This window comes from Streptococcus marmotae, assembly GCF_001623565.1.
Classification (GTDB): domain Bacteria; phylum Bacillota; class Bacilli; order Lactobacillales; family Streptococcaceae; genus Streptococcus; species Streptococcus marmotae.
On record NZ_CP015196.1, the window covers coordinates 60,765 to 80,786 of the forward strand.

At 39.3% G+C, this 20,022-nt stretch carries 13 protein-coding genes; 1 reads left to right on the forward strand and 12 read right to left on the reverse strand.

Annotated elements, in window-relative coordinates:
• Positions 1-54: 54 nt before the first annotated feature.
• The 11 genes from A4H00_RS00280 to A4H00_RS00330 all read right to left on the reverse strand — a co-directional run bounded on the left by A4H00_RS00280 (position 55) and on the right by A4H00_RS00330 (position 13,139).
• A complete protein-coding gene (locus A4H00_RS00280) occupies positions 55-330 on the reverse strand; it encodes a YlbG family protein (protein WP_067085883.1) in 276 nt (91 codons plus the stop codon).
• 177 nt (positions 331-507) lie between these two features.
• Complete coding sequence (locus A4H00_RS00285; RefSeq protein ID WP_082815563.1) at positions 508-1,116, reverse strand: ATP-dependent Clp protease proteolytic subunit; 609 nt, start codon at positions 1,114-1,116, stop codon at positions 508-510.
• Positions 1,117-1,271: 155 nt separating this feature from the next.
• On the reverse strand, positions 1,272-2,930 hold the full coding sequence (locus A4H00_RS00290; protein WP_067085888.1) for a KAP family P-loop NTPase fold protein: 1,659 nt from the start codon (positions 2,928-2,930) through the stop codon (positions 1,272-1,274).
• 439 nt (positions 2,931-3,369) lie between these two features.
• On the reverse strand, positions 3,370-3,999 hold the full coding sequence (upp, locus tag A4H00_RS00295) for a uracil phosphoribosyltransferase (protein ID WP_067085890.1): 630 nt from the start codon (positions 3,997-3,999) through the stop codon (positions 3,370-3,372).
• A 99-nt stretch (positions 4,000-4,098) separates the two neighbouring features.
• A complete protein-coding gene (locus A4H00_RS00300; RefSeq protein ID WP_067085893.1) occupies positions 4,099-5,709 on the reverse strand; it encodes a glycoside hydrolase family 13 protein in 1,611 nt (536 codons plus the stop codon).
• A 28-nt stretch (positions 5,710-5,737) separates the two neighbouring features.
• A complete protein-coding gene (locus tag A4H00_RS12395; protein ID WP_418080449.1) occupies positions 5,738-5,941 on the reverse strand; it encodes a DapH/DapD/GlmU-related protein in 204 nt (67 codons plus the stop codon).
• A gap of 362 nt (positions 5,942-6,303) precedes the next feature.
• Entirely contained in the window at positions 6,304-7,752 is a 1,449-nt protein-coding gene (gene gtfA, locus A4H00_RS00310; RefSeq protein WP_067085896.1) for a sucrose phosphorylase, read from the reverse strand.
• A 28-nt stretch (positions 7,753-7,780) separates the two neighbouring features.
• A complete protein-coding gene (locus A4H00_RS00315; RefSeq protein WP_067085899.1) occupies positions 7,781-8,611 on the reverse strand; it encodes a carbohydrate ABC transporter permease in 831 nt (276 codons plus the stop codon).
• Positions 8,612-8,622: 11 nt separating this feature from the next.
• Positions 8,623-9,495, reverse strand: a complete 873-nt coding sequence (locus tag A4H00_RS00320; RefSeq protein WP_067085902.1) for a carbohydrate ABC transporter permease — start codon at positions 9,493-9,495, stop codon at positions 8,623-8,625.
• A 225-nt stretch (positions 9,496-9,720) separates the two neighbouring features.
• Positions 9,721-10,956, reverse strand: a complete 1,236-nt coding sequence (locus tag A4H00_RS00325; RefSeq protein WP_067085905.1) for an extracellular solute-binding protein — start codon at positions 10,954-10,956, stop codon at positions 9,721-9,723.
• Positions 10,957-10,970: 14 nt separating this feature from the next.
• On the reverse strand, positions 10,971-13,139 hold the full coding sequence (locus A4H00_RS00330; RefSeq protein ID WP_067085908.1) for an alpha-galactosidase: 2,169 nt from the start codon (positions 13,137-13,139) through the stop codon (positions 10,971-10,973).
• Between the two features lie 111 nt (positions 13,140-13,250).
• Between A4H00_RS00330 and A4H00_RS00335 the strand changes: the two genes are divergently transcribed.
• Positions 13,251-14,090, forward strand: a complete 840-nt coding sequence (locus A4H00_RS00335; RefSeq protein ID WP_067085911.1) for an AraC family transcriptional regulator — start codon at positions 13,251-13,253, stop codon at positions 14,088-14,090.
• A 61-nt stretch (positions 14,091-14,151) separates the two neighbouring features.
• Here the strand turns inward: A4H00_RS00335 and A4H00_RS00340 are convergent, their stop codons facing one another.
• Positions 14,152-19,938 (reverse strand): ZmpA/ZmpB/ZmpC family metallo-endopeptidase, encoded by a 5,787-nt coding sequence (locus tag A4H00_RS00340; protein WP_067085916.1) that lies wholly within the window; start codon positions 19,936-19,938, stop codon positions 14,152-14,154.
• Positions 19,939-20,022: the final 84 nt, after the last annotated feature.

Genomic DNA, 20,022 nt, shown 5'->3' on the forward strand with positions numbered 1-20,022 from the left:
GTATCTAATATACTGAATTATCTGAAAATTGTCAACAAAAAAAGAAAAATAATTTTACAAACTATTTTTCTCTTCTTCTTGACGCCATAAACTGCCGACAAAATCCCTATCCATTTCTTTAAAATGCGACGGAACAACTTTTTTCACAAACCGTTCTTTTTTTAATGTGGCCATCAAAGTTTCAACGCTCTCCTGAGGAACATATAACAGTAAATAGCGCAAACGCCTAGAATGATAGATAATATCTCCATATTGACTCAATTTTCGCGCATCGCGGTTGTAATGTAGATAAACTGCTAAACTCACTCGTTCTTGTTTTTCAAATACCATACGTTTCCTCTTTCACTTCTTCTATTTGCTATTATATCAAAAAATAGGCCATTTGATAATGATGAGCTTTATTTGTTTTGGGTAATCTTTCAAGAATGGCTGTATAGCTTAAAACAAACAAAAATGACAAATTCGCCAAGCTGGTTTGTCATTTCCAACGTGAGACAATCTCACCTCTTATTTTAACTGATTATTTTCCATAATCTGGTCAATAAAGCCATATTCAAGGGTTTCTTTAGCACTCATCCAGTAATCACGTTCTGCATCTTTGTGGATTTGTTTGATACTTTTTCCTGAATTGTCTGCTAGAATTTTTTCTAGTGTGTTACGGGTTTTTAATAGGTGCTCAGCTGCAATCGCCATATCAGTCTGTTGCGTACCACCACCAGTACCACCCATTGGTTGGTGAATCATGTACTCTGCATGTGGCAACATGAAGCGTTTGCCCTTAGCACCACTCGACGCAATAATGGTTCCCATGCTAGCTGCCATCCCCATAACAATGGTTTGGACATCTGCCTTGATAAAGTTCATGGTGTCCACAATAGCAAGACCTGCTGAGACAGAACCACCAGGAGTATTGACATAGAGATAAATATCCTTGGTTGGATCTTGCGCATCAAGGAAGAGCAACTGGGCAATGACAGAATTTGCCATATTGTCTTCAACTGGGCCTGTCAACATGATAATACGATCTTTTAAGAGGCGTGAGTAAATATCATACGAGCGTTCCCCACGGCTAGTTTGTTCAATAACTACAGGAATCATAGTATTCTCCTTTTCGATTTTGAGATTATTATACTTAAATAGTCAAAAAAGGTCAAATAAAAAACTTGGGAGAACTGAAATCCAACTCTAAAAAGGAAAATTGATGAACTGGCTTATACAGTTAGAGACTATCAGTCCAAAGAAGTAACCGCCCATTACATCATATCAGGTGGTCAATTTTTATTATCTTTATCAATAACTTCTTTAATTTTTTCCATTAGTTTTTCATAAAACGCTTCAAACTTGTCTTCATTATCTCGTAATTCTGCTGCAGGAAAGTCCTTTAATTCACTGGACTGAATATCCACTCCATCGAGCATTGGTCCTGTCCAGTTACCGTATGTATCTCCAGAAAAATAAATAGCTTGCTTCTTATCAGAACCTCTAAAATATATATAAATTCCCTGCCCCTTACCTCTCGTTAATTCAAGTTTAGAAATATTTTCAATCTCCACTTTATTAGAGATTCGATCTTCTTTTTTTTCAGTCCCAAACAGAGTTGGTTCATCTAGCGAAAATCCCTGACCGGTAGTCATTTTATTGAATAATTTTCTGATTACATATTGAACATCCTCATTAGGCGAATGATTTTGCTTTTTATTTAAATTGCCAGTAGAAACTGTCTCGGACATATCAAATAATTGAATAAAAGTAGTATCATCTGTATCGTTGCTAATGAGTTCCTCTAAAATTTGCATAAAATTTTGAAATTCATCTACTAAATCATTCCCCTCTTGTTTATATTTTTTAATTATACCCTTAATGACATCCTTTCTGGGAGGAAAATCTTCTTTTAGACTTTCTACCAGCTGTAGATATTGATTTTCATACGCATATTGCATGCATACAAGTGCAAAAAGCATCAATTCTCTATTTGATTTATCTTTAGTCGCATCTTCAAAAATGTTTAACAGAAGACTAAAAGAATTCAATAAGCGATTGATACTCCTAGGATTTGTTCCAATTGAGTATTTAATCAATGGAATAATCTGTCGCTTTATTGTTGCTTCATCCCATTTCGTATTCGTCAAATTAAGATTATTAATCGAATCTCTAATGTAATTCTCAATATTATAATGTGCAACCGGAACAGTAAAAGGTACTTGTATTAATTTATCAAAAAAGGCTCTACCTTTTGCTGAATCAACATCATCTCCATATTTATTTTTAACCCCAGTAACAATTACATCATAATCTATCGCCAGGACAAAAACACAATTCTTCGATTCAAGGAACAACTTGAGCACTTCAAGTATTTCAACAGCTCTTGATGGGACTAGCCTATCTAAGTCATCTATAAAAATCACTATTTTTTTATATTTTTCATTCTTCAAACTATCTTCTACAATTTTATTCCAATTCTCTACTAATGATTTAATATTATCATTCTTTTCGAATGTATCTTTGACTTTGTCTGTCAAATCATCAGAAATTTTCTCCATATTTAAATAAGGCAGATCAGAATAGGCAACGCTTCTTGTAAGTAATGAAGCTATATTGGCAAGAAATTCTTTTACACTCTTATCTTTTTCTGATGAAATTTCCCTCGTTAAATCATAAATCAACGAAATTGGCAAGTGAGTATCCATATCAAATTGAGAATACTGCCAGGTATTAAAAAATATAGATTTAATTCCCTCCCTTTCCAGAATATTTCTAACTTGATAAATAATACTTGTTTTACCCGTACCCCAATCACCTTGAACAGCGATAGTTAATGGTGCTTCACACTTCTTAATAAAATTAGAAAGACCAGTGATATATTTCCCTATCCCAAATTTATCTTGAGCTGTAGGACTATCTGTAAAAGATATTTGCTTCTTTTTGAACATTATACTTCCTCCAATCGGTTCTTCATTGGTGCCATCTGAGCAGTAATTACCGTAAATTCAATTTTTTCTTTATAATTTCATTATAACATGAAAACGGTCTCATTAAACAGTGAAATACAACGTTTGCACCTAGCTTTTCAACATTTTATATATTCTACATATGGTAGCTATTAAAAATATGATACATCAATCGAAATCTGTTAATAGACTCACAGCAATTATAGAAAACACCTATAGAGGTTGCTTTAGTTTCGTCTCTAAAATAGTCAAGTAAGGTCAAATAAATTTAAAGCACGAAAAATTCTACTTTTCGCAAATGGAACTCAGACCAGCTTTATTCTAAACCTATCTTTATATGCAAATGAATAAACTCCCAATGTAAAAAGAGTGAGCACAAGTGATTTTTGCGAATCACAATTGAGCTTCACTCTTATGTTTCTTATTTTGTACCGAACAATCGGTCTCCTGCATCTCCCAATCCTGGAACGATATAGCCTTTTTCATTTAATTTTTCATCTAGGGCTGCGGTGAAAATATCCACATCTGGATGAGCTTCTTGAAGAGCTTTGACACCTTCTGGTGCTGCAACAAGGCAGACAAATTTGATATTAGTTGCTCCGCGGTTTTTAAGTGAATCAATTGCCAAAATAGCAGAGCCTCCAGTTGCAAGCATTGGGTCTACTACAAAAATTTGACGTTGGTCGATGTCCTCTGGTAATTTGACCAAATATTCAACTGGTTGCAGGGTTTCTTCATCGCGGTACATTCCGATATGACCAACTTTGGCCGCGGGTACCAGACTAAGTAGACCATCTACCATCCCAATTCCGGCACGTAAGATTGGAACAATCGCTAATTTTTTCCCTGCGATTTGTTTTTGAACTGTTTTGGTAATCGGTGTTTCAATTTCAACATCTTCTAATGGCAAATCACGTAGCACTTCATATCCCATCAACATAGCAATTTCATCAACTAACTCACGGAAAGCCTTTGTTGACGTATCTGTACGACGTAAGATAGACAATTTATGCTGAATAAGTGGATGTGCAATAACTTGGAATTTCTCCATGATGTAACCTCTTCTATTTGTTTTTTCTATTTTACCAAAAAATATGAAAAAAAGCTTGCCAAAATGGCAAACTTTTCGTTAGAAATAAGATGTCGGACATTACTTTTTCTTGAAAACCAAGGCTTCATAAGGTCGAAGAACTTGGTGGATGCCGTCAGATTCCTCTTTATAGTTTCCAATGAAAATCGTACCTCGCTCCCCATCGTTCAGGCGATAATGTTGAAATTGCTCGCTAAAGTTCACCAAGACAATAAATTCATTTTGTTCATCATATTTACGATAGGCAAGAACAGCATCATTCCTCGTATCAAGTGCCTCATATTGTCCCTGTGCCAAACAAGGATAGTTTTTTCTCGCCTGAATGAGATGCTGATAGGTATAAAAAATTGAATCCACCTGAACGAGGGCTGATTCGACATTGATTTCTGGATAATTTTGATTCAGAGAAAGCCAAGGCTGACCAGTAGTAAATCCAGCTTCTGCCTGATTCGTCCATTGCATTGGTCTTCGAGCATTGTCACGCCCTTTGGCATTTATGGAGCGAATAATATCTTCATGAGTGTAGCCTTGCTCTATCCGTTCAGCATACATCCTTCTTGTCTCAATATCATCTACTTCGTCAATTGATGCAATTGGAGTGTTGACCATTCCAATTTCTTCACCTTGATAGATGTAAGGCGTACCAGACATAAAATGAAGATAGATAGCAAGCATTTTCCCACTGATTTCACGGAATTCTGGCAGATCATTTCCAAATCGTGAAATCGCTCTTGGTAAATCATGGTTATTCCAAAAAAGCGAATTCCAACCTTTCCCAATCAATTCTGTTTGCCATTTAGACATGACTTGATGGAGCTTAGCAGGTTCTAGCGGTGCCAAATCCCATTTTTCCTTTCCTTCTTGCTGGTCAAGACAGACATGCTCGAATTGGAAAATCATAGAAAACTCCTGTCGCTCTGGATGGGAATAAAGCATCGCACGCTCCGGCGTTGCACTCCAAGTCTCTCCTACCGTGACAATGTCATGCTTGCCAAATGTTTTGTCATTTAACTCCTGGATCAAAGGATGTAGAGTTGGACCTTCAGCTGTGATCAATTTTTCTGGTTCTTTACCAATCAGATCAATGACATCCAAGCGGAAACCGCCCACGCCCTTATCTAACCAAAAATTAATCATATCCCAGATTTCTTGTTTGACAGCTGGATTTTGCCAATTGAGATCTGGCTGTTTGACTGAAAATTGGTGAAGATAATACTTACCTAAGTGAGGAACATACTCCCAAGCACTTCCTGAAAAGCTGGATTTCAGCTGGTTTGGTTCATCCGCCCAGATGTAATAATCATGATACGGATTATCTGGTCCTTTTAGAGCTTCTTGAAACCAGATATGTTCATCAGAAGTATGATTTAACACCAAATCCATGATAATTTTAATTCCATGTTTACCACCGACCGCAATTAATTCCTCCATATCCTCCATCGTTCCAAACTCCGGCGCAATCGCTTGATAATCACTGATATCATAGCCGTTATCATCCATCGGAGATTGATAAACTGGACTGAGCCATATTGCATCGATTCCCAACTTTTCCAAATAAGGTAATCGGCTCGTAATCCCTTTTATATCACCAATCCCATCTCCATTTGAGTCTTGAAAACTTCGAGGATACACTTGATAAATGACCGCGTTTTTCCACCAATCTGTTTTCATTATTCCACTGTTCCTTTCTTTAACTCCTTTATGATGTGCGCTGGTTTGCTACGATAACATTATCTCCAAAAGACTTCGTGACAACGGAACCTGGTCCAACTACGGCATTGCCGCCTAAGACAACTCCTACCAAGATCATTGCTCCTTCACCAATCCATATATTATCTCCAATTGTAATCGGTTCTCCGTATTCTAGGCCTACACTCCTATTCTCTGCCTCAAGCAAATGCATGGCTGTATAGGTCCTAGCATAGTATTATTACCGATTGTCCCCAAGCAGGTATCTAAGACTACCCAGCCAGAATTAGCAAAAAAATCCTCTCCAACAGAGACATTTGAACCATAAGGCGTTTCGACAGCATTACGTTTACCAGTCCCACCTAAGATTCTTTCGTCATTTGCAAACGCTTTAAACATATAACTACTGATTTACTCGTTCGCACATTTTACAAGCCTGCAAACGAAGATAATCAATTCGTCATCAGCTGCATTATAAAGCAGACCGTTAACATCTTTTCTTTTTCTGTCATGACGACCTCCTACTTAAAAGATCGAGGAATATAACTATTTTCACTCACTCTTTCATTCTATCAGTTATAGTAAAATTTGAATGTTTTTACCCTCAACTATTTCAAGAATTTCAAAGTTTTTTGCTTGTAGATTAGCTGTCATCTGAGCAGAAATTCCTGCATCAAAATTATTCCAAACAATCTGTAGTGTATACTCATCTAACATCTGAACAGAAAATTCTCCATCAAAGGCTGGGCTAGTGTTACGGAATTTTAAAAGTTTAAAGAGAGATTGTACGACTGGACGTTCTACTTCTCGCTCAATTTCTTCTAAGTCATAATAATGGCGGTTGATATTGCGCCCTTCTTTAGAAGATTCTAGTAATTCAATATCATTTTCTCCGGCCAATAACCCAACGTAATAAATTTGTGGAATCCCTGGGGCAAAGCATTGCAAGACACGCGCTAAAAGATAGGCTTGGTCATTATTTCCTAAAGCTGAATAATAAGTACAATTAATCTGATAAATATCCAAGTTATTATAAGCTTCTGTACTGTAAACCTTTTTTACATTTGCACCTTGTGCATAGAGTGCTTCACGTGTCTCTTCTATCTCTTCATCGGTCAGTAAGTCCTTGACATCCACCACTCCAATTCCATCATGAGTATCCAATGTCGTAAATTGCTTACGAGGACAAATTTTCATCCAGTGGACCAAGCGATTAACATGACCAGAATACAGAGCATGAAGAACCAGCATCGGCAAAGCGAAGTCATAAACATAGTAGTCTTTCTCTGCAATCTTCTGCTGAATCGTATAGTGCTCGTGAATTTCCGGTAGAATCTCAATTCCTTGTGGTGCGAGGAGACGACGTGGAAAATGAAGCATCTCCCAGATATCTGGTTCTACAAAGAAACAGTTCGTCCCTATTTTCTTATTGGCATAGGCAAAGGCATCCAAGCGAATAATCGAAGCACCATGTTTGGCTAGACTCTCCAGATTTTCCTCAATAAACTGACGCGTCGTTTCTGTAGTCACATCAAGATCAATCTGTTGTTCATCAAAGGTACACCAAACTTTTTCCTCACTACCATCAGCAAACTTAGCAATACGATAAGGAGCACGAGGTTTGCGCTTGTAAATCAAGTCAATATCTTCTTGACTTGGTTCTCCATTTGGCCAAAAATTTTTGTAACGAATAAATAAGTCAGCGTACGGTGACTTATCTTTTTTCTCTAAAAAATCCAGGAAGTGCGGTGATTGAGCTGAAATATGATTAATCATGAAGTCAAACATGAGATAATATTCTTTGCTAAGAGCTTCCACATCATCCCAATCTCCGAAGGCTGAATCGACTTTCGTGTAATCCATCGGGGCAAATCCGCGGTCGCCTGATGATGGGAAGAAGGGTAGAATATGGATCCCTCCGACCGTATCCTTAAGCGGACCTTCCAACACTTTTTTCAGCTCCTTAAGATTTTTTCCTAAACTATCTGAATAAGTAATCAACATAGCTTGGTTTTTAATTTTCATAGATTCCTCCTTTTTGATGTTTGCATCTCTATTTCACCGATCCGCTGGTCATTCCTGAGATAATGTGTTTTTGGAATACCAGATAAACAATCAAGATAGGGATAATACCTACAACGTAAGACGCAAAGGATGGTCCGTAATCACTGAAATACATCCCCTTGTAATTATACTGGAAGAGAGGTAATGTCCACATCCTTTGGTCACGGTTCAAGACTAAGAGTGGTAAAAGAAAATCATTCCATACCCAAAGAGCATTAATGATGAGGACAGTGGCATGCATTGGCTTCATCAGGGGAAAAATAATTTTCCAGTACATCGTAAATTTATCACATCCATCAATCGCCGCCGCTTCGTCCATTTCCTCTGGTACAATTGTCTTGATATAGCCTACGTACAGAAAGAGAGCTTGCGGTACAGCATAAGTCAAATATAGAATGATAAGCCCAATGATATTGTTTAATCCAATGCTAGACATCAACTTAGTCATCGGTAGCATAATCACTTGAAAGGGAACAAAAATCCCGATAATTAAGAAAAAATAAATCATGTTAAAGGCAGTTCTACGATTCATGTGACGGGCAACCGCAAAAGCTGCCATCGGAATAACCAGAATCATCAAAGCTACTGCAACAATCGTGATAATCGCTGAATTCCCAAAATATTGGACAACTCCGTCTTCAAAAAGGCGGGCGTAATTAGCTAAAGTAAACTGTTTTGGTAAGCCAAAGAAATTACTGGTAATTTCTTTGGTTGGCTTGAAAGAACTCATTACTGTCACAAGAAGGGGAATAAACATAAAAAGGATGCCAGTACAGAGAATCAGATATACCCACCAATTTTTTTGTTTTGCTTTCTTCATAAGAGACCACCTTATACTTCAAACTTTTTAGAAATCTTCATCTGTACAAGTGAAATGACAATGATGAAGAGGAACAGAATAACTGCAAGGGCATTCGCATTTGAGAATTTATTATGCACAAAAGCGTAATTGTAAACTAGCAGACCGAGCGATTCTGTCTTCCCATCTGGCCCGCCACTGGTAAGAGCAAAAATTAAGTCAAAAGCGGTTAACCCTGATTTCATTGCAAGGATAAAGACTATACTAATTGACGGAAGCAAGTAGGGTAATTCGATTTGAAAGAACTGTTGAGTACGATTTGCTCCGTCAATTGCTGCTGCCTCTTTGACATCTTCAGGAATACTTTGAAGACCTGATAAAAAGATAATCACCGGCATAGCAAGCCCCTGCCATAAAGCAACAAAGAGAACAGATGGAATAACTGTATTTTCTTTCACCAATAGGTTTTCTTGTAGCCACTCAATCTGCAATAGTTCTCCAACTTGAGTAAAACCATAGTTAAATAATTGGACAAAAATCAAGCCTAGCGTCACTGTGGATAGAACTGCTGGAAAAAAATACCAGGTTCTGAAAAAACCAACTGCTTTGATTTTCCGATTGAGCAAGGTCGCAAGCCAAATTCCTATCGCAATTTCACCAACAATTAAGCCAATTGTAAAAATGACTGTAAATGCCAAACTCGTATAAAAATCAGGATTGTTTAAAATATCAATATAATTTTGAATCCCAATAACTTGGTAATTTCTAGAAATACCATTCCAGTTCGTTAAACTGTAAAAAATACCTGTAAACAACGGATAAAAGAAAAAGATGAGCTGTAAGGTAATTGGAATTGCCACAAACAAATATGCCCAATATTTTGCGATAAAACCTTTTTGATTCATTTTTGCTCCTCCTTAAAATAGTAGTAATAAAAGCGATGAAAGGTCCAGTCTTTCGCCTTTTTAAGCTGGTTTTTAGCAAACCAGTTTTAAGAGACCAAAAATCAGTCCTATGTGTACTATAGATGACATAAGATGTCCTCGTGTCACATCTATACAATGATAATACTACCAGCTGGTACCAGTCTGACTGCCTACTAATACCAGCTAGATAGATTTATCAACTCATTATTTCTTCATTGGATCAAAGAAGGCATTGAGATCTTTGACAAGTTCTGCTGAATCTGGTTTTTTCACCGTTTCAACTGTGATATTCCAAAATTCGTCTTCTGATTGCCATTCGCTTTGAAGCCATACAACATGCTTATCTGTAAAGGCATATTTTGTAACACCCTCTGTTTCCATGAATTTACCTTCTGTTTTCACTCCTTCAACAGAAACAGGTGAACCATCTACATCATAATATTTTTGAAGAACTTCTGGCCGAGAAAGGTATTCAAGAAATTTTTTCGATTCTTCTGGATGCTTTGAACTTGCGCTGACTGATAGAGCAAGGTCCGCTGCTCCGACAGTGAAATCACCGCCTTCTTTCTCACCAGGAAAGGCAAACATACCATATTCAAATTCTGGGTCCTGTTGATTTACAGCAGTAGCTGCCCATGTACCTTGTGGAAGCATGAGTGCATCTCCAGCTGCAAACGAAGCGACAGCATCTGCATAAAGAGCTCCTGCAAATCCTTTTTGACCGTTATCTGTTAAAAGGGCTAGCCGTTTGGTAACGGCTTTGGCATTATCGTCGTCTTTTACACCACCTTTTGGAGTACGAATCAATAAATCTTCTGCTCCATCAAATCCTCCAGCAACTGTCACCCAAGCTAATTGATGATAACCATTTAACGACCAAGCATCATTCAGAGAGAGGGCAAAAGGTGCTGCCTTGCCATCAGACTTAATTTTGGCCACAAGTGCTTCAAACTCTGCATATGTTTTTGGAACTTCTAGGCCTAATTCTTTGAATTTATCTTTGTTATAGTAGATACCATAGGCATTAGCCGTGAGCGGTAAAGTATAGTTTTTACCATCTACTTCATATGGAGTCACTGCTCCGCTTTTTAAGTGCTCTAAACCAGCTTCCTTGTCTACTTCTAGGAAACGACCATCTGCTGCATATTCTTTAAAATCAGCATTTTGAGGATAAATATTGATAACATCTGGTGCTTCGTTGTTAGCCATACGTGTCTTCAAGACAGTTCCTGCGTCTGGCACGTTGGTGAATTTTACTTTGATATCTGGATTTTCCTTTTCAAAATCATTGATAATCTCCTGCAACACTTTTTGCATTTCAGGTTTTTGAGAGAAGTACTCAATCTCAACTTGATCGCTACCACCTGCACTACCGCAAGCTGCTAAGAAGGTGGCAAATGTACAAAGGGTTGCACTTTTGAGAAATGTTTTCATTTTCATACAATAAAATCCTCCTAAATTTTATTAAAAATATATTGTACACTAAAATAATCTTTTTGAACAGATGGCATCGTCAAACCAATGTTCATGAGTTCATCTCCATAGAAAGTCTCATTCAACTGCGAGCAGCTATATTGAACTTCTGGGTCTAGTCCTTTCAAGCGTACTTGTATAAGCGGTGCTTCTGGCTGTGCTAAAATTTTAACAAAGGTAAAGACTGCCTGACTTCGATCCTCATTGACATAAATCGTCGACTGAGTATTGCTCGTTCTTGCTAGACGATAAAATTGTCCGTTTTGAATCGTTTGGCGAATAGATTTATAGGTCGCTACCTGCTCAGTAATTTCCTCAATTTCTTCTTTTTCTAAACTCGTCAAATCCAATTCATAGCCAAATGCTCCCCCCATCATCGCAATGTTGCCACGTGTTTCCAATGGTGTTACTCGACCAACTTGATGATTAGGTACAGCAGATACATGTGCTCCGATAGAGTTTACTGGATAAATCAAACTCGTTCCTTCTTGGATAGATAATCGACCAATAGCATCGGTATTGTCACTAGCCCAGGCTTGTGGCATGTAGTACATCATGCCCAAATCATTGCGACCACCTCCACCTGAACAACTTTCAAATAAAATGTGCGGAAAACGTGTGGTTAACTCTTCTAAAATCCGATACAGCCCTAACATATAGCGATGATGAAATTCATATCGTTCATTATTTGCCAATCTTTCTGGCATGCTAGTAATATTTCGATTCATGTCCCATTTAACATAGGTAATAGGTGCTGACTCTAAAATTGATCCAACTGACTCAATAATATAATCACAGACCTGTTCCTGTGATAAATCCAGAACTAGCTGCTCACGGCTATAAATCGGATCACGACCGGTTATCCCAATTGCCCAATCAGGATGTTTACGATACAAGTCACTATTAATTGAAATCATCTCTGGTTCAAACCATAGACCAAATTCCATTCCTAAATCATTAATCGATTGAGCAAGGCCACCTAGACCATTTGGCAATTTTTGCCGATTAACAAACCAATCCCCTAGAGAAGATTCATCATCATTTCGACGACCAAACCACCCATCGTCTAATACAAAGAGCTCAATCCCCGTTTGGCTAGCTACTTTAGCTAATTCAAGAATTTTTTCTTCTGTAAAATCAAAGTAGGTTGCTTCCCAGTTATTAATTAGGATTGGTCTAACTTTATCAACAAAAGGACTTCTCACTAGGTGATACTTGATAAAATTATGACTATCTTGAGTCATGGCAGCCAGTCCTTGATCTGTATAGGAGATCAAGGCTTCTGGAGTTTGAAAACTTTGATGCTCTTCCAATCGCCAGCTAAATGCCTGGTCATTCAAGCCAATTCCCCAACGAGTATAATGAAGAGGACTCGTTTCAGCAAATGCCTTAAAATTCCCACTATAGACAAGATGCCCACTATATATTTCACCACTATCTTCTGTAATCCTTTCATCTGCCAAGGCAAGAAATGGGGTTTGTGCATGACCTGAAGCGCCCCTAACACTACTGATTTCATAACGTCCACTTGTTAACGGTGTCTGTGTCCACTCTTTCTCATAAGCATAGCGTCCCATCAGACTGTGCACAACAAAATCTTTTCGCGGCATATCTAACGTAAACGACAAGCATTTTTCAATAGTCGTCGCATGTTCCCCTGCTGTGATTTTCACTGATCGAGCAAGAAAATTCGCACTTTCAAACACGCTATAAAGCAAGGTGACCGTCACATCTGTCAACGCATCGTAGAGATCAATTTCTAGTGTCTCCACCTCATCTTCACTACCAAAACTACTTGGAAGCCCTTCCAAAGCAAACTTACCTTTGTAGATCCGATATGTTTGAAACTTCAAATCAAGCCCTACTCCAAATTCATTTCGGAGTTCCACACTAGCCATACGAAAATCACCAAGGCCATTACCACTATATTCCAAGGAGAGAGCTTCAAGTGAGAAGGTTCTATCTCCTGAAATTGGACTTGGAGCAAAAGCACGATCCAAATATGTTATTTTGTTACCTGTACCAAAATGATTTACTTTTTTTCCAAAATAGCGATGAACCAATTGTTCGTTCTCAAGGACTTGCATCACGTAGGAAAATTCCCTTGTCTGTAAGTGAAATAGTCGATTTTCGGCGAAAAATTTAATCACTTTTTATCTCCTTTATCTTTCTTATAGTAACAATTATAACAATTGTAAGCGTTTTTAAGAATGGATTTTTGTTACTAAGACATGGTATAATGTTTCCTGAGAGGTTAAGCAATGAATATCTTAAATACATACTATGAACTTGAGGGCCACAATGTGGATTTAAATGTAGACCACTATGGGGCTGAACAATGCGACATCAACTATTCTTTTGGACCATCTGTCCGTGATAATTATGTCCTCCATTTTATTCTATCAGGCAAGGGACGGTTTACAGTTAAGGGAAATACAACTGAATTGCAAGCAGGGGATCTATTTGTTCTCCCTCAAAACGAAGTAACCTTTTATCAAGCAGATAGCAAGGAGCCTTGGTCTTATATATGGGTCGGTTTCAGTGGGTCTCGTGCTCAAGCAATCCTCCAACAAACCCAATTATTGGAAGAATATTTCCTCCATTCAACTCTTTCCTCGCCCATTTTAAAAACAATGCAAACTATTACAAAAATTCCCATTCATAAACTAAATATCGTCACCGAACTCCAATTAGTAGGACAACTACAAACTTTACTGGCACAACTAATTGATGAATTTCCAAATAAGCAACTTTACGAAGCAACTAATTTAGCTCAAAACTATGTCCAACAAGCAATAAAGATGATCCATAGTCTCTACGATAAGCCCCTAAAGGTTACTGAAATAGCGGGAAAATTATCCCTAAGTCGTAGCTACCTGTATAAAATTTTCAAAAAAGAGACGGGGTATTCCATCAAAGATTATATCATCCGAGTGAAAATGAATCGTTGCTGTGAGCTCCTTCTCCATTCTGAGTTGACAATTACAGAGGTAGCTTTTTCTGTTGGTTACTTGGATCCTCTGACTTTTAGTTCTGTTTTCAAGCATCACTTTCATATGAGTCCCAGTGACTATCGAAAACAACATATTTCTTCAGATTAATACTTTTCAAAAATCATGCAAAAAGCATTATTTGCCTAGCTGCAAATAATGCTTTTTCAATCTATTGATAAATCGAATTTCTAAAGTCATCTGTCTCAAGTAAATAAGCACGGTAAATGGCTTCTTTCAGTGCAAAGAGATTTGGTGTTGCTTTCTTCGCCTTAAAGGCCGCAAGGTCTGCCTGAATAGCCTCGTTTATCAAACGTTTCAGCGTTTCTGGAGTTGCTGTATAGGTCTGCTTATTATAAGTAAAGGTGACAGGCTTCAACTGTGCGACCTTATCTAAGCGACGTTTGTACATGGCTTTTTTAAAGTCATGGAAGTTTGAAAACTCATCGTTGGTAATTTTCTTGAGAATATACTCATCGTTAAAAGCTTTTCCTGCTGCCAACGCTTCGGCACGATATTGGTTGGATAAATAAGCTATCAATCCATCATATCCTGTTTCAGCTAGCACTTCATAAGCTAAGCGTTTGATGCTCAAGCTGTCTGAAGAGCCATTTGGATTGGTCAAGCCACTATAATTCGCTGCGAATAAAGGTGCGGTTTCGTAACCATTTTTGCCAATCTTGTTTTTATTGCTATGAAGGACATGCGTACCCAGAAGAATATCATTATCCACCAGATCGTTCACACTTGTAAAGGACAGCTGGTTCATCTCTTCCGCAGTTATTTGACGAAGTTTCGACTCACCTAGCTCATTTAAGCGTTCCAACTTCTTGTAGAACAGAGCTTGCTCTTCTTTTGGTAATTTAACCAAGGCGTTGCCTTCTAAGGCTTCTAAGGTATAGAGAACATCCATACGACCTTGGACGTATTCTTTTAAGTCGTTTGGAGTTTGGAAGCGATCCACCGACAAATTATGAACACGATTATTCACGAATTGACCTCCGCCAACTGTTGAAAAGTCTACGTGAGTGTTGAGTGCAAAAATAGCATTAGTAGCTGAAGTTGTCGATTGCAAGAGACCTTGAGCATAGATTTCTGCTCCAAATGCTTCTCGACGGCCATTTCCTCCAAGATAAATCGTCCCATCTAAATTATGGGTCATTTCATGAGTAAACACAGATTGCCCGTAGACATTTAGCATCGTATCAATGACAAAATGCACTAAGTTACCTGTCGCATACGCCCCTAAACCATTTGAAGTATAGTATTTTCCAATTGGCGCAAAGAAATCGGTCATACGGCTTGAGGCTTTTTCTCCAAAGCTCGGCATCCAATAAGCTGGCTTGTCTCCGAACCTCGGTATAGAATAACCATCCCAAGATGGAATCGGCATATCATTTCGACTAAATAACCGGTCTTTAACAGCAGGTTTTGCCATTCGATACCAGAAATCAAAATGATCTCGTTGCACCTTCGCATAGTAATCGACTACTTTATTGACACGCTCTAATTCACTTGCATACTTCTCAGGATTCGTTTCTTTGAGCGACATATCCATGTATCGGTCATACATCCCAAATGACAAAGTTGTCATATTACTCATGATGTAGATGCCTTCAGTGGTCAAGTTCAAAAGTGGTAAGATCATGCGAGGGTGGTCAATACGATTTAGTTGATCATAAATTTGATAAGGCTGGTCAGGTCGTTCCTTAGACTGTTCTTCTGCTATATGAGCTTTGGTTGCTGACTTAAACCAATCATTTTCGCTAAGAGTGGTAAATCTTGTACGGTAGGCGCTCAAATAATCACGGAGTTTCGCATAGCCAGATACTGGGGCAATCCATTTCTCATAGGTAGCTGGGTTGTTTTTTATCAATAATGAATCATTGCCCATACGACCGAGATTTGCTAGCCATTCAAGACTGTTGACTTGCTTACCAAAGAAGTTTTGATAGAAGGTAGCGAGTTCCCCAACATTCATATCACCAAATTGAATCTTATAGAGGCGGTTGAGATAGCTTGCTCCCACAAGTATCGCAACAGCATTCTTTTTCATGTAGTCCTTCATCTGCTCTTTGAGCGGTGTTGTTGTAAAGTCTCCTGCGACACTTTGGGCAAGCGCTGCTTCAAAGACTTCCTTGGCACGGCTATGAACTTCTTTAAAGGAATCCTTGAGATAAAGAACTTCTAAAATTTCTTTCTGATAAGTTTCAATTGGTGAGTGATTCGGAGTATCTATTTCCGCCTCAGGATGACCTTGGGTGACCTTCCAGACATCTTCTGAAAAGTACTCCAATCCTTCTACTCGCTTCATCGCTGTTGCAATAACTTCTGCCGGATCTGACATAAATTGTTCTGGCGTGTAGAGCAGGTCTGTTCCCGTCAGTTTATACTCTTGAATAGTATCAGAAGCGAAGGTTGATCCTGGAGTGACGGCTACGTATTCTACTGTACCGTCTCCGTAGTTTAAGAGCAGACGATTGATAGCAGACTTGTCCTTGTAGAAATCAGCCACAACTTGCTTGTCTTTCATCGGAACAACTGAGACGAGCTTGGTGGTGTATAACTTACTTGAAGAGTCAATCTTATTCCCTTGCTTGACAATATATTCACGATTGTAGAACGGCAAGAGTTTTTCCGTATTGCGATAAGCCATCTCACGCGCTGCCTCATAGTTTGGCAAGCTACTGTAATCAATGGTTTTCGATGTTTGACCAACAGATGATTCTTTGTCTGCTAAGGTAGCGGTTAGCCCCATGGCTTTGATTGTTTCAGCAGCAACTTCTGCCGTCACTTCGGAAATCTTATTGGACTTCACATTAGCCGTGGCTTTTCCTGCAACGCCATAAACTTCTGTTGCATTGAAACCGTCCCCCGTACCATTTAAGGTTGAACCGTTTGTGACAGGAAGAGCAGATACGATGCGATTAAAGACTGATCGTCCTGCATTTCCACTGACAGCACCGACTCGGCCTCCACCTTTATTTGCTAATAGACCTTCCACATAAACATCGGATACTGTGACCTTTCCTGTAGCAGTTCCGAGAACTCCACCAAATTCTTGTCCTGCCTTGACCTTAGTATCAATCATCACATGTGCATGTACTTTTTCGAGAGTACTATTGCCAATTTGCCCTACGACACCACCCGATTTCATTTCTGTATCGCTTGCTGTGGTAGCAATTTTCATATTGACATCAACATTACGAATACTTGTATTTGATTGAGCAGAATACACTAAACCAGCAATATTATTTGGAGCTGTAATACTGCCTTCAATCGCTACATTCTCAATCTTGGTTCCTGTCGCTTGATTCACAAGTGAAGCGACATTGGGTCTTGTCGACTGAATAGCCACATCAGCTAGATTGAGATTGGACAAAGTTGCTCCATTTGTACTTTCAAAGAGCGGGGCTTGCAAACCATAAATTGTGTAATTTTTTCCATCATGCAGACCATTTAGGGTTCCTGTAAACAGAGCGGTTACATAGCTCGCCTCTGGCTTGTCCATCTCTCCTGCACTCAAGTCAGCTCCCAAAGTGAATGTTCCACTTGGATTTGCATTGATCGAATTGATCAAATCTTTGAAAGAAGTATAGACACCATTTTGTGCTGGAGCAATCCGGCCAATCCTAAAGCTGTAGTCATCATCATAGTCGCCCGCTGTGTTTCGCTGAACGAGTTCAGGATGAGTAGCAACTACTTTAAAGCCATTGCCGTCAGCCACGATTGCCTTGATAGGCAGTTGAACTTCCTTGCCCGTTTCAGAAACAAAACTTGCAAAATAATCACCGACAGCACCAACTTCTGATAAACTGATAACCTTTGTCTTCACTCCATTTTTGTATGTGTAAAGCGCAAGATCACGTAGATTTTTCAGTTCAATCTGCTTGCGCTCCAAGACAAACGGTTCCACACGTTCTAGCATTTCACGCGCTTGCTCAGCTCCTGTATGATACTCAAAAATCGTTTTGAGCTGGTAGTCTACATCATAATCCAATCCTGGAATCACTGTTCCAGCCAATTTTTCCTTGGTCAAGATGACTTCTTTAACCAAGGTATCTCCTGAATAAATCTGAGCAGTAGCAGAAATAAAGGTATTGTCAGGATCAGTCAATTGATAGGTTACTCGAACTGATTTGTCCTTGTCTTGCTTTTCTAGGCTTTGCAACTCCAAGGTCGGCTTGGTGAAAGCTTTGTTTTGCAGAGCAGCTTCTGCTGCTTCTAAATTTTTCAGAGCCTCTTCTACCTTCTGCTTAGCTTCAGTAATAGCTTCTGGACTTGCAGTTTGGTCTACAATTGTAGCATTCGCCTCTGCTAGAATCGCAAGGGCTTTTTCTTTCGCTGCTTGATAGGCTGCCACACTTTCTGGTGTTTTGTTGGTCGTATCAACTTCTTTTTGTGAACCTTGATCTAATTTATCAGCCGCTACCATCAGCTCAAGTGGAGCAAGTGGTTTCGTTACAGTCAACACCTCTTCTCCCAAGACATCAACATGTTTTTCTGGTTCTGGAGTAACTGGAACGACTGGTTCAGATGTAGACGGAACTTCAGCCTCTGGCTCCGCAGGAGTAACTGGAACAACTGGTTCAGATGTGGACGGAGCTTCAACCTCTGGTTCCGCAGGAACAACTGGAACAACTGGTTCGGATGTGGACGGAGCTTCAACCTCTGGTTCCGCAGGAACAACTGGAACAACTGGTTCGGATGTGGACGGAGCTTCAACCTCTGGTTCCGCAGGAATAACTGGAACAACTGGTTCGGATGTGGACGGAGCTTCAACCTCTGGTTCCGCAGGAACAACTGGAACGACTGGTTCGGATGTGAACGGAGCTTCAACCTCTGGTTCCGCAGGAGTAACTGGAAGTTCTGACGAAGAGCCAACATCAGGAGTTGGTTGCTCTTCTGGACTGGATTCAACTGGGACTTCCTCTAATCGTAAATCAGGTTTATCAACTGTTGGAACATTTTCACGCGGGACTTCATAGTGCGGAACTTCGTCTACTGGTAAATCAGGTTTATCAACTGTCGGAATATCTTCACGCGGAACTTCATGGCGTGGAACTTCGTCTACTGGTAAGACCGGTTTATCGACCATCGGAATATTTTCACGCGGGACTTCATAGTTCTTTTCTGGTGTTGGAATAACAGGTTTGGTCGGAACAGCTGGTGAGACCGGATTAGTGGGAACGACTGGCGATGGGTTAGATGGCAGTTCCTCTACTGGAGAACTTGGTTCAACTGGCACCTCTTTGTTTGGCAATTCTGATGAGGAAGGTGCCTCTTGCGGTATAGCTGGATCTACCAATTCCTTTAACGTCTCTGTTCCCATATTTTGGACAGAAGATACTGGTGACTCTGTTCCCTTTCCTGTATCCATTTTAGGCGCATGTTCGACAATATAACCAACGAAGCGATATCCTTCAATATCACGTACCGTTTCTGGTAAAATCGTTCCATTTGCCACTGCAAATTCTTGCGTATAATTAGCAAAGAGAGTATGTGTAATAGCTGATACTTCTGCCACAGGTAGAACCTGGCCAAGACTGGTTACGACAAAAGCGGTCGCAAGCCAAGCTTTCTTTTTCTTATGAAAACTCACCGCACACACCAACAAGGCAGCTCCAGCAATAATTGTGAGGATTGAACGTTCTCTCATTCCCGTAGCTGGCAAGGCTTGCTGATCATTTGATACAGGGCGGTAAACCATGTAATAGGTTGTATCTCCAGAGACAACATCCGATGGCAAGGAACTAGTGATCAGCTTTTTCTCATCTTCTGTCAATTCTTCTTCACTAACATAGTGATAGGTAAGATGTGCTGTTTCTCCTTGCTCTTCAGCTCGTACAAGCGTTGGTGACAAGGCACCAACCAGACTCATTCCCAATAAAACAGAAGCTGCTCCAATTGAGAATTTTCGTATCGAAAAACGACTAATCTGTCGATATAATTCTTTCATTGCTTCTCCTCTTCCAGCATATTTCATAAAAGACTCTAATGAGTCGAGCTATACTTATTATCATACCATAGATTAGCACAATTA

Coding starts and splice junctions, on each gene's coding strand:
- A4H00_RS00280 (WP_067085883.1), bottom strand. CDS start 330: ATGGTATTTGAAAAACAAGAACGAGTGAGTTTAGCAGTTTATCTACAT.
- A4H00_RS00290 (WP_067085888.1), bottom strand. CDS start 2,930: ATGTTCAAAAAGAAGCAAATATCTTTTACAGATAGTCCTACAGCTCAA.
- upp (WP_067085890.1), bottom strand. CDS start 3,999: ATGGAGAAATTCCAAGTTATTGCACATCCACTTATTCAGCATAAATTG.
- A4H00_RS00300 (WP_067085893.1), bottom strand. CDS start 5,709: ATGAAAACAGATTGGTGGAAAAACGCGGTCATTTATCAAGTGTATCCT.
- A4H00_RS12395 (WP_418080449.1), bottom strand. CDS start 5,941: ATGCATTTGCTTGAGGCAGAGAATAGGAGTGTAGGCCTAGAATACGGA.
- gtfA (WP_067085896.1), bottom strand. CDS start 7,752: ATGAAAATTAAAAACCAAGCTATGTTGATTACTTATTCAGATAGTTTA.
- A4H00_RS00315 (WP_067085899.1), bottom strand. CDS start 8,611: ATGAAGAAAGCAAAACAAAAAAATTGGTGGGTATATCTGATTCTCTGT.
- A4H00_RS00320 (WP_067085902.1), bottom strand. CDS start 9,495: ATGAATCAAAAAGGTTTTATCGCAAAATATTGGGCATATTTGTTTGTG.
- A4H00_RS00325 (WP_067085905.1), bottom strand. CDS start 10,956: ATGAAAATGAAAACATTTCTCAAAAGTGCAACCCTTTGTACATTTGCC.
- A4H00_RS00335 (WP_067085911.1), top strand. CDS start 13,251: ATGAATATCTTAAATACATACTATGAACTTGAGGGCCACAATGTGGAT.
- A4H00_RS00340 (WP_067085916.1), bottom strand. CDS start 19,938: ATGAAAGAATTATATCGACAGATTAGTCGTTTTTCGATACGAAAATTC.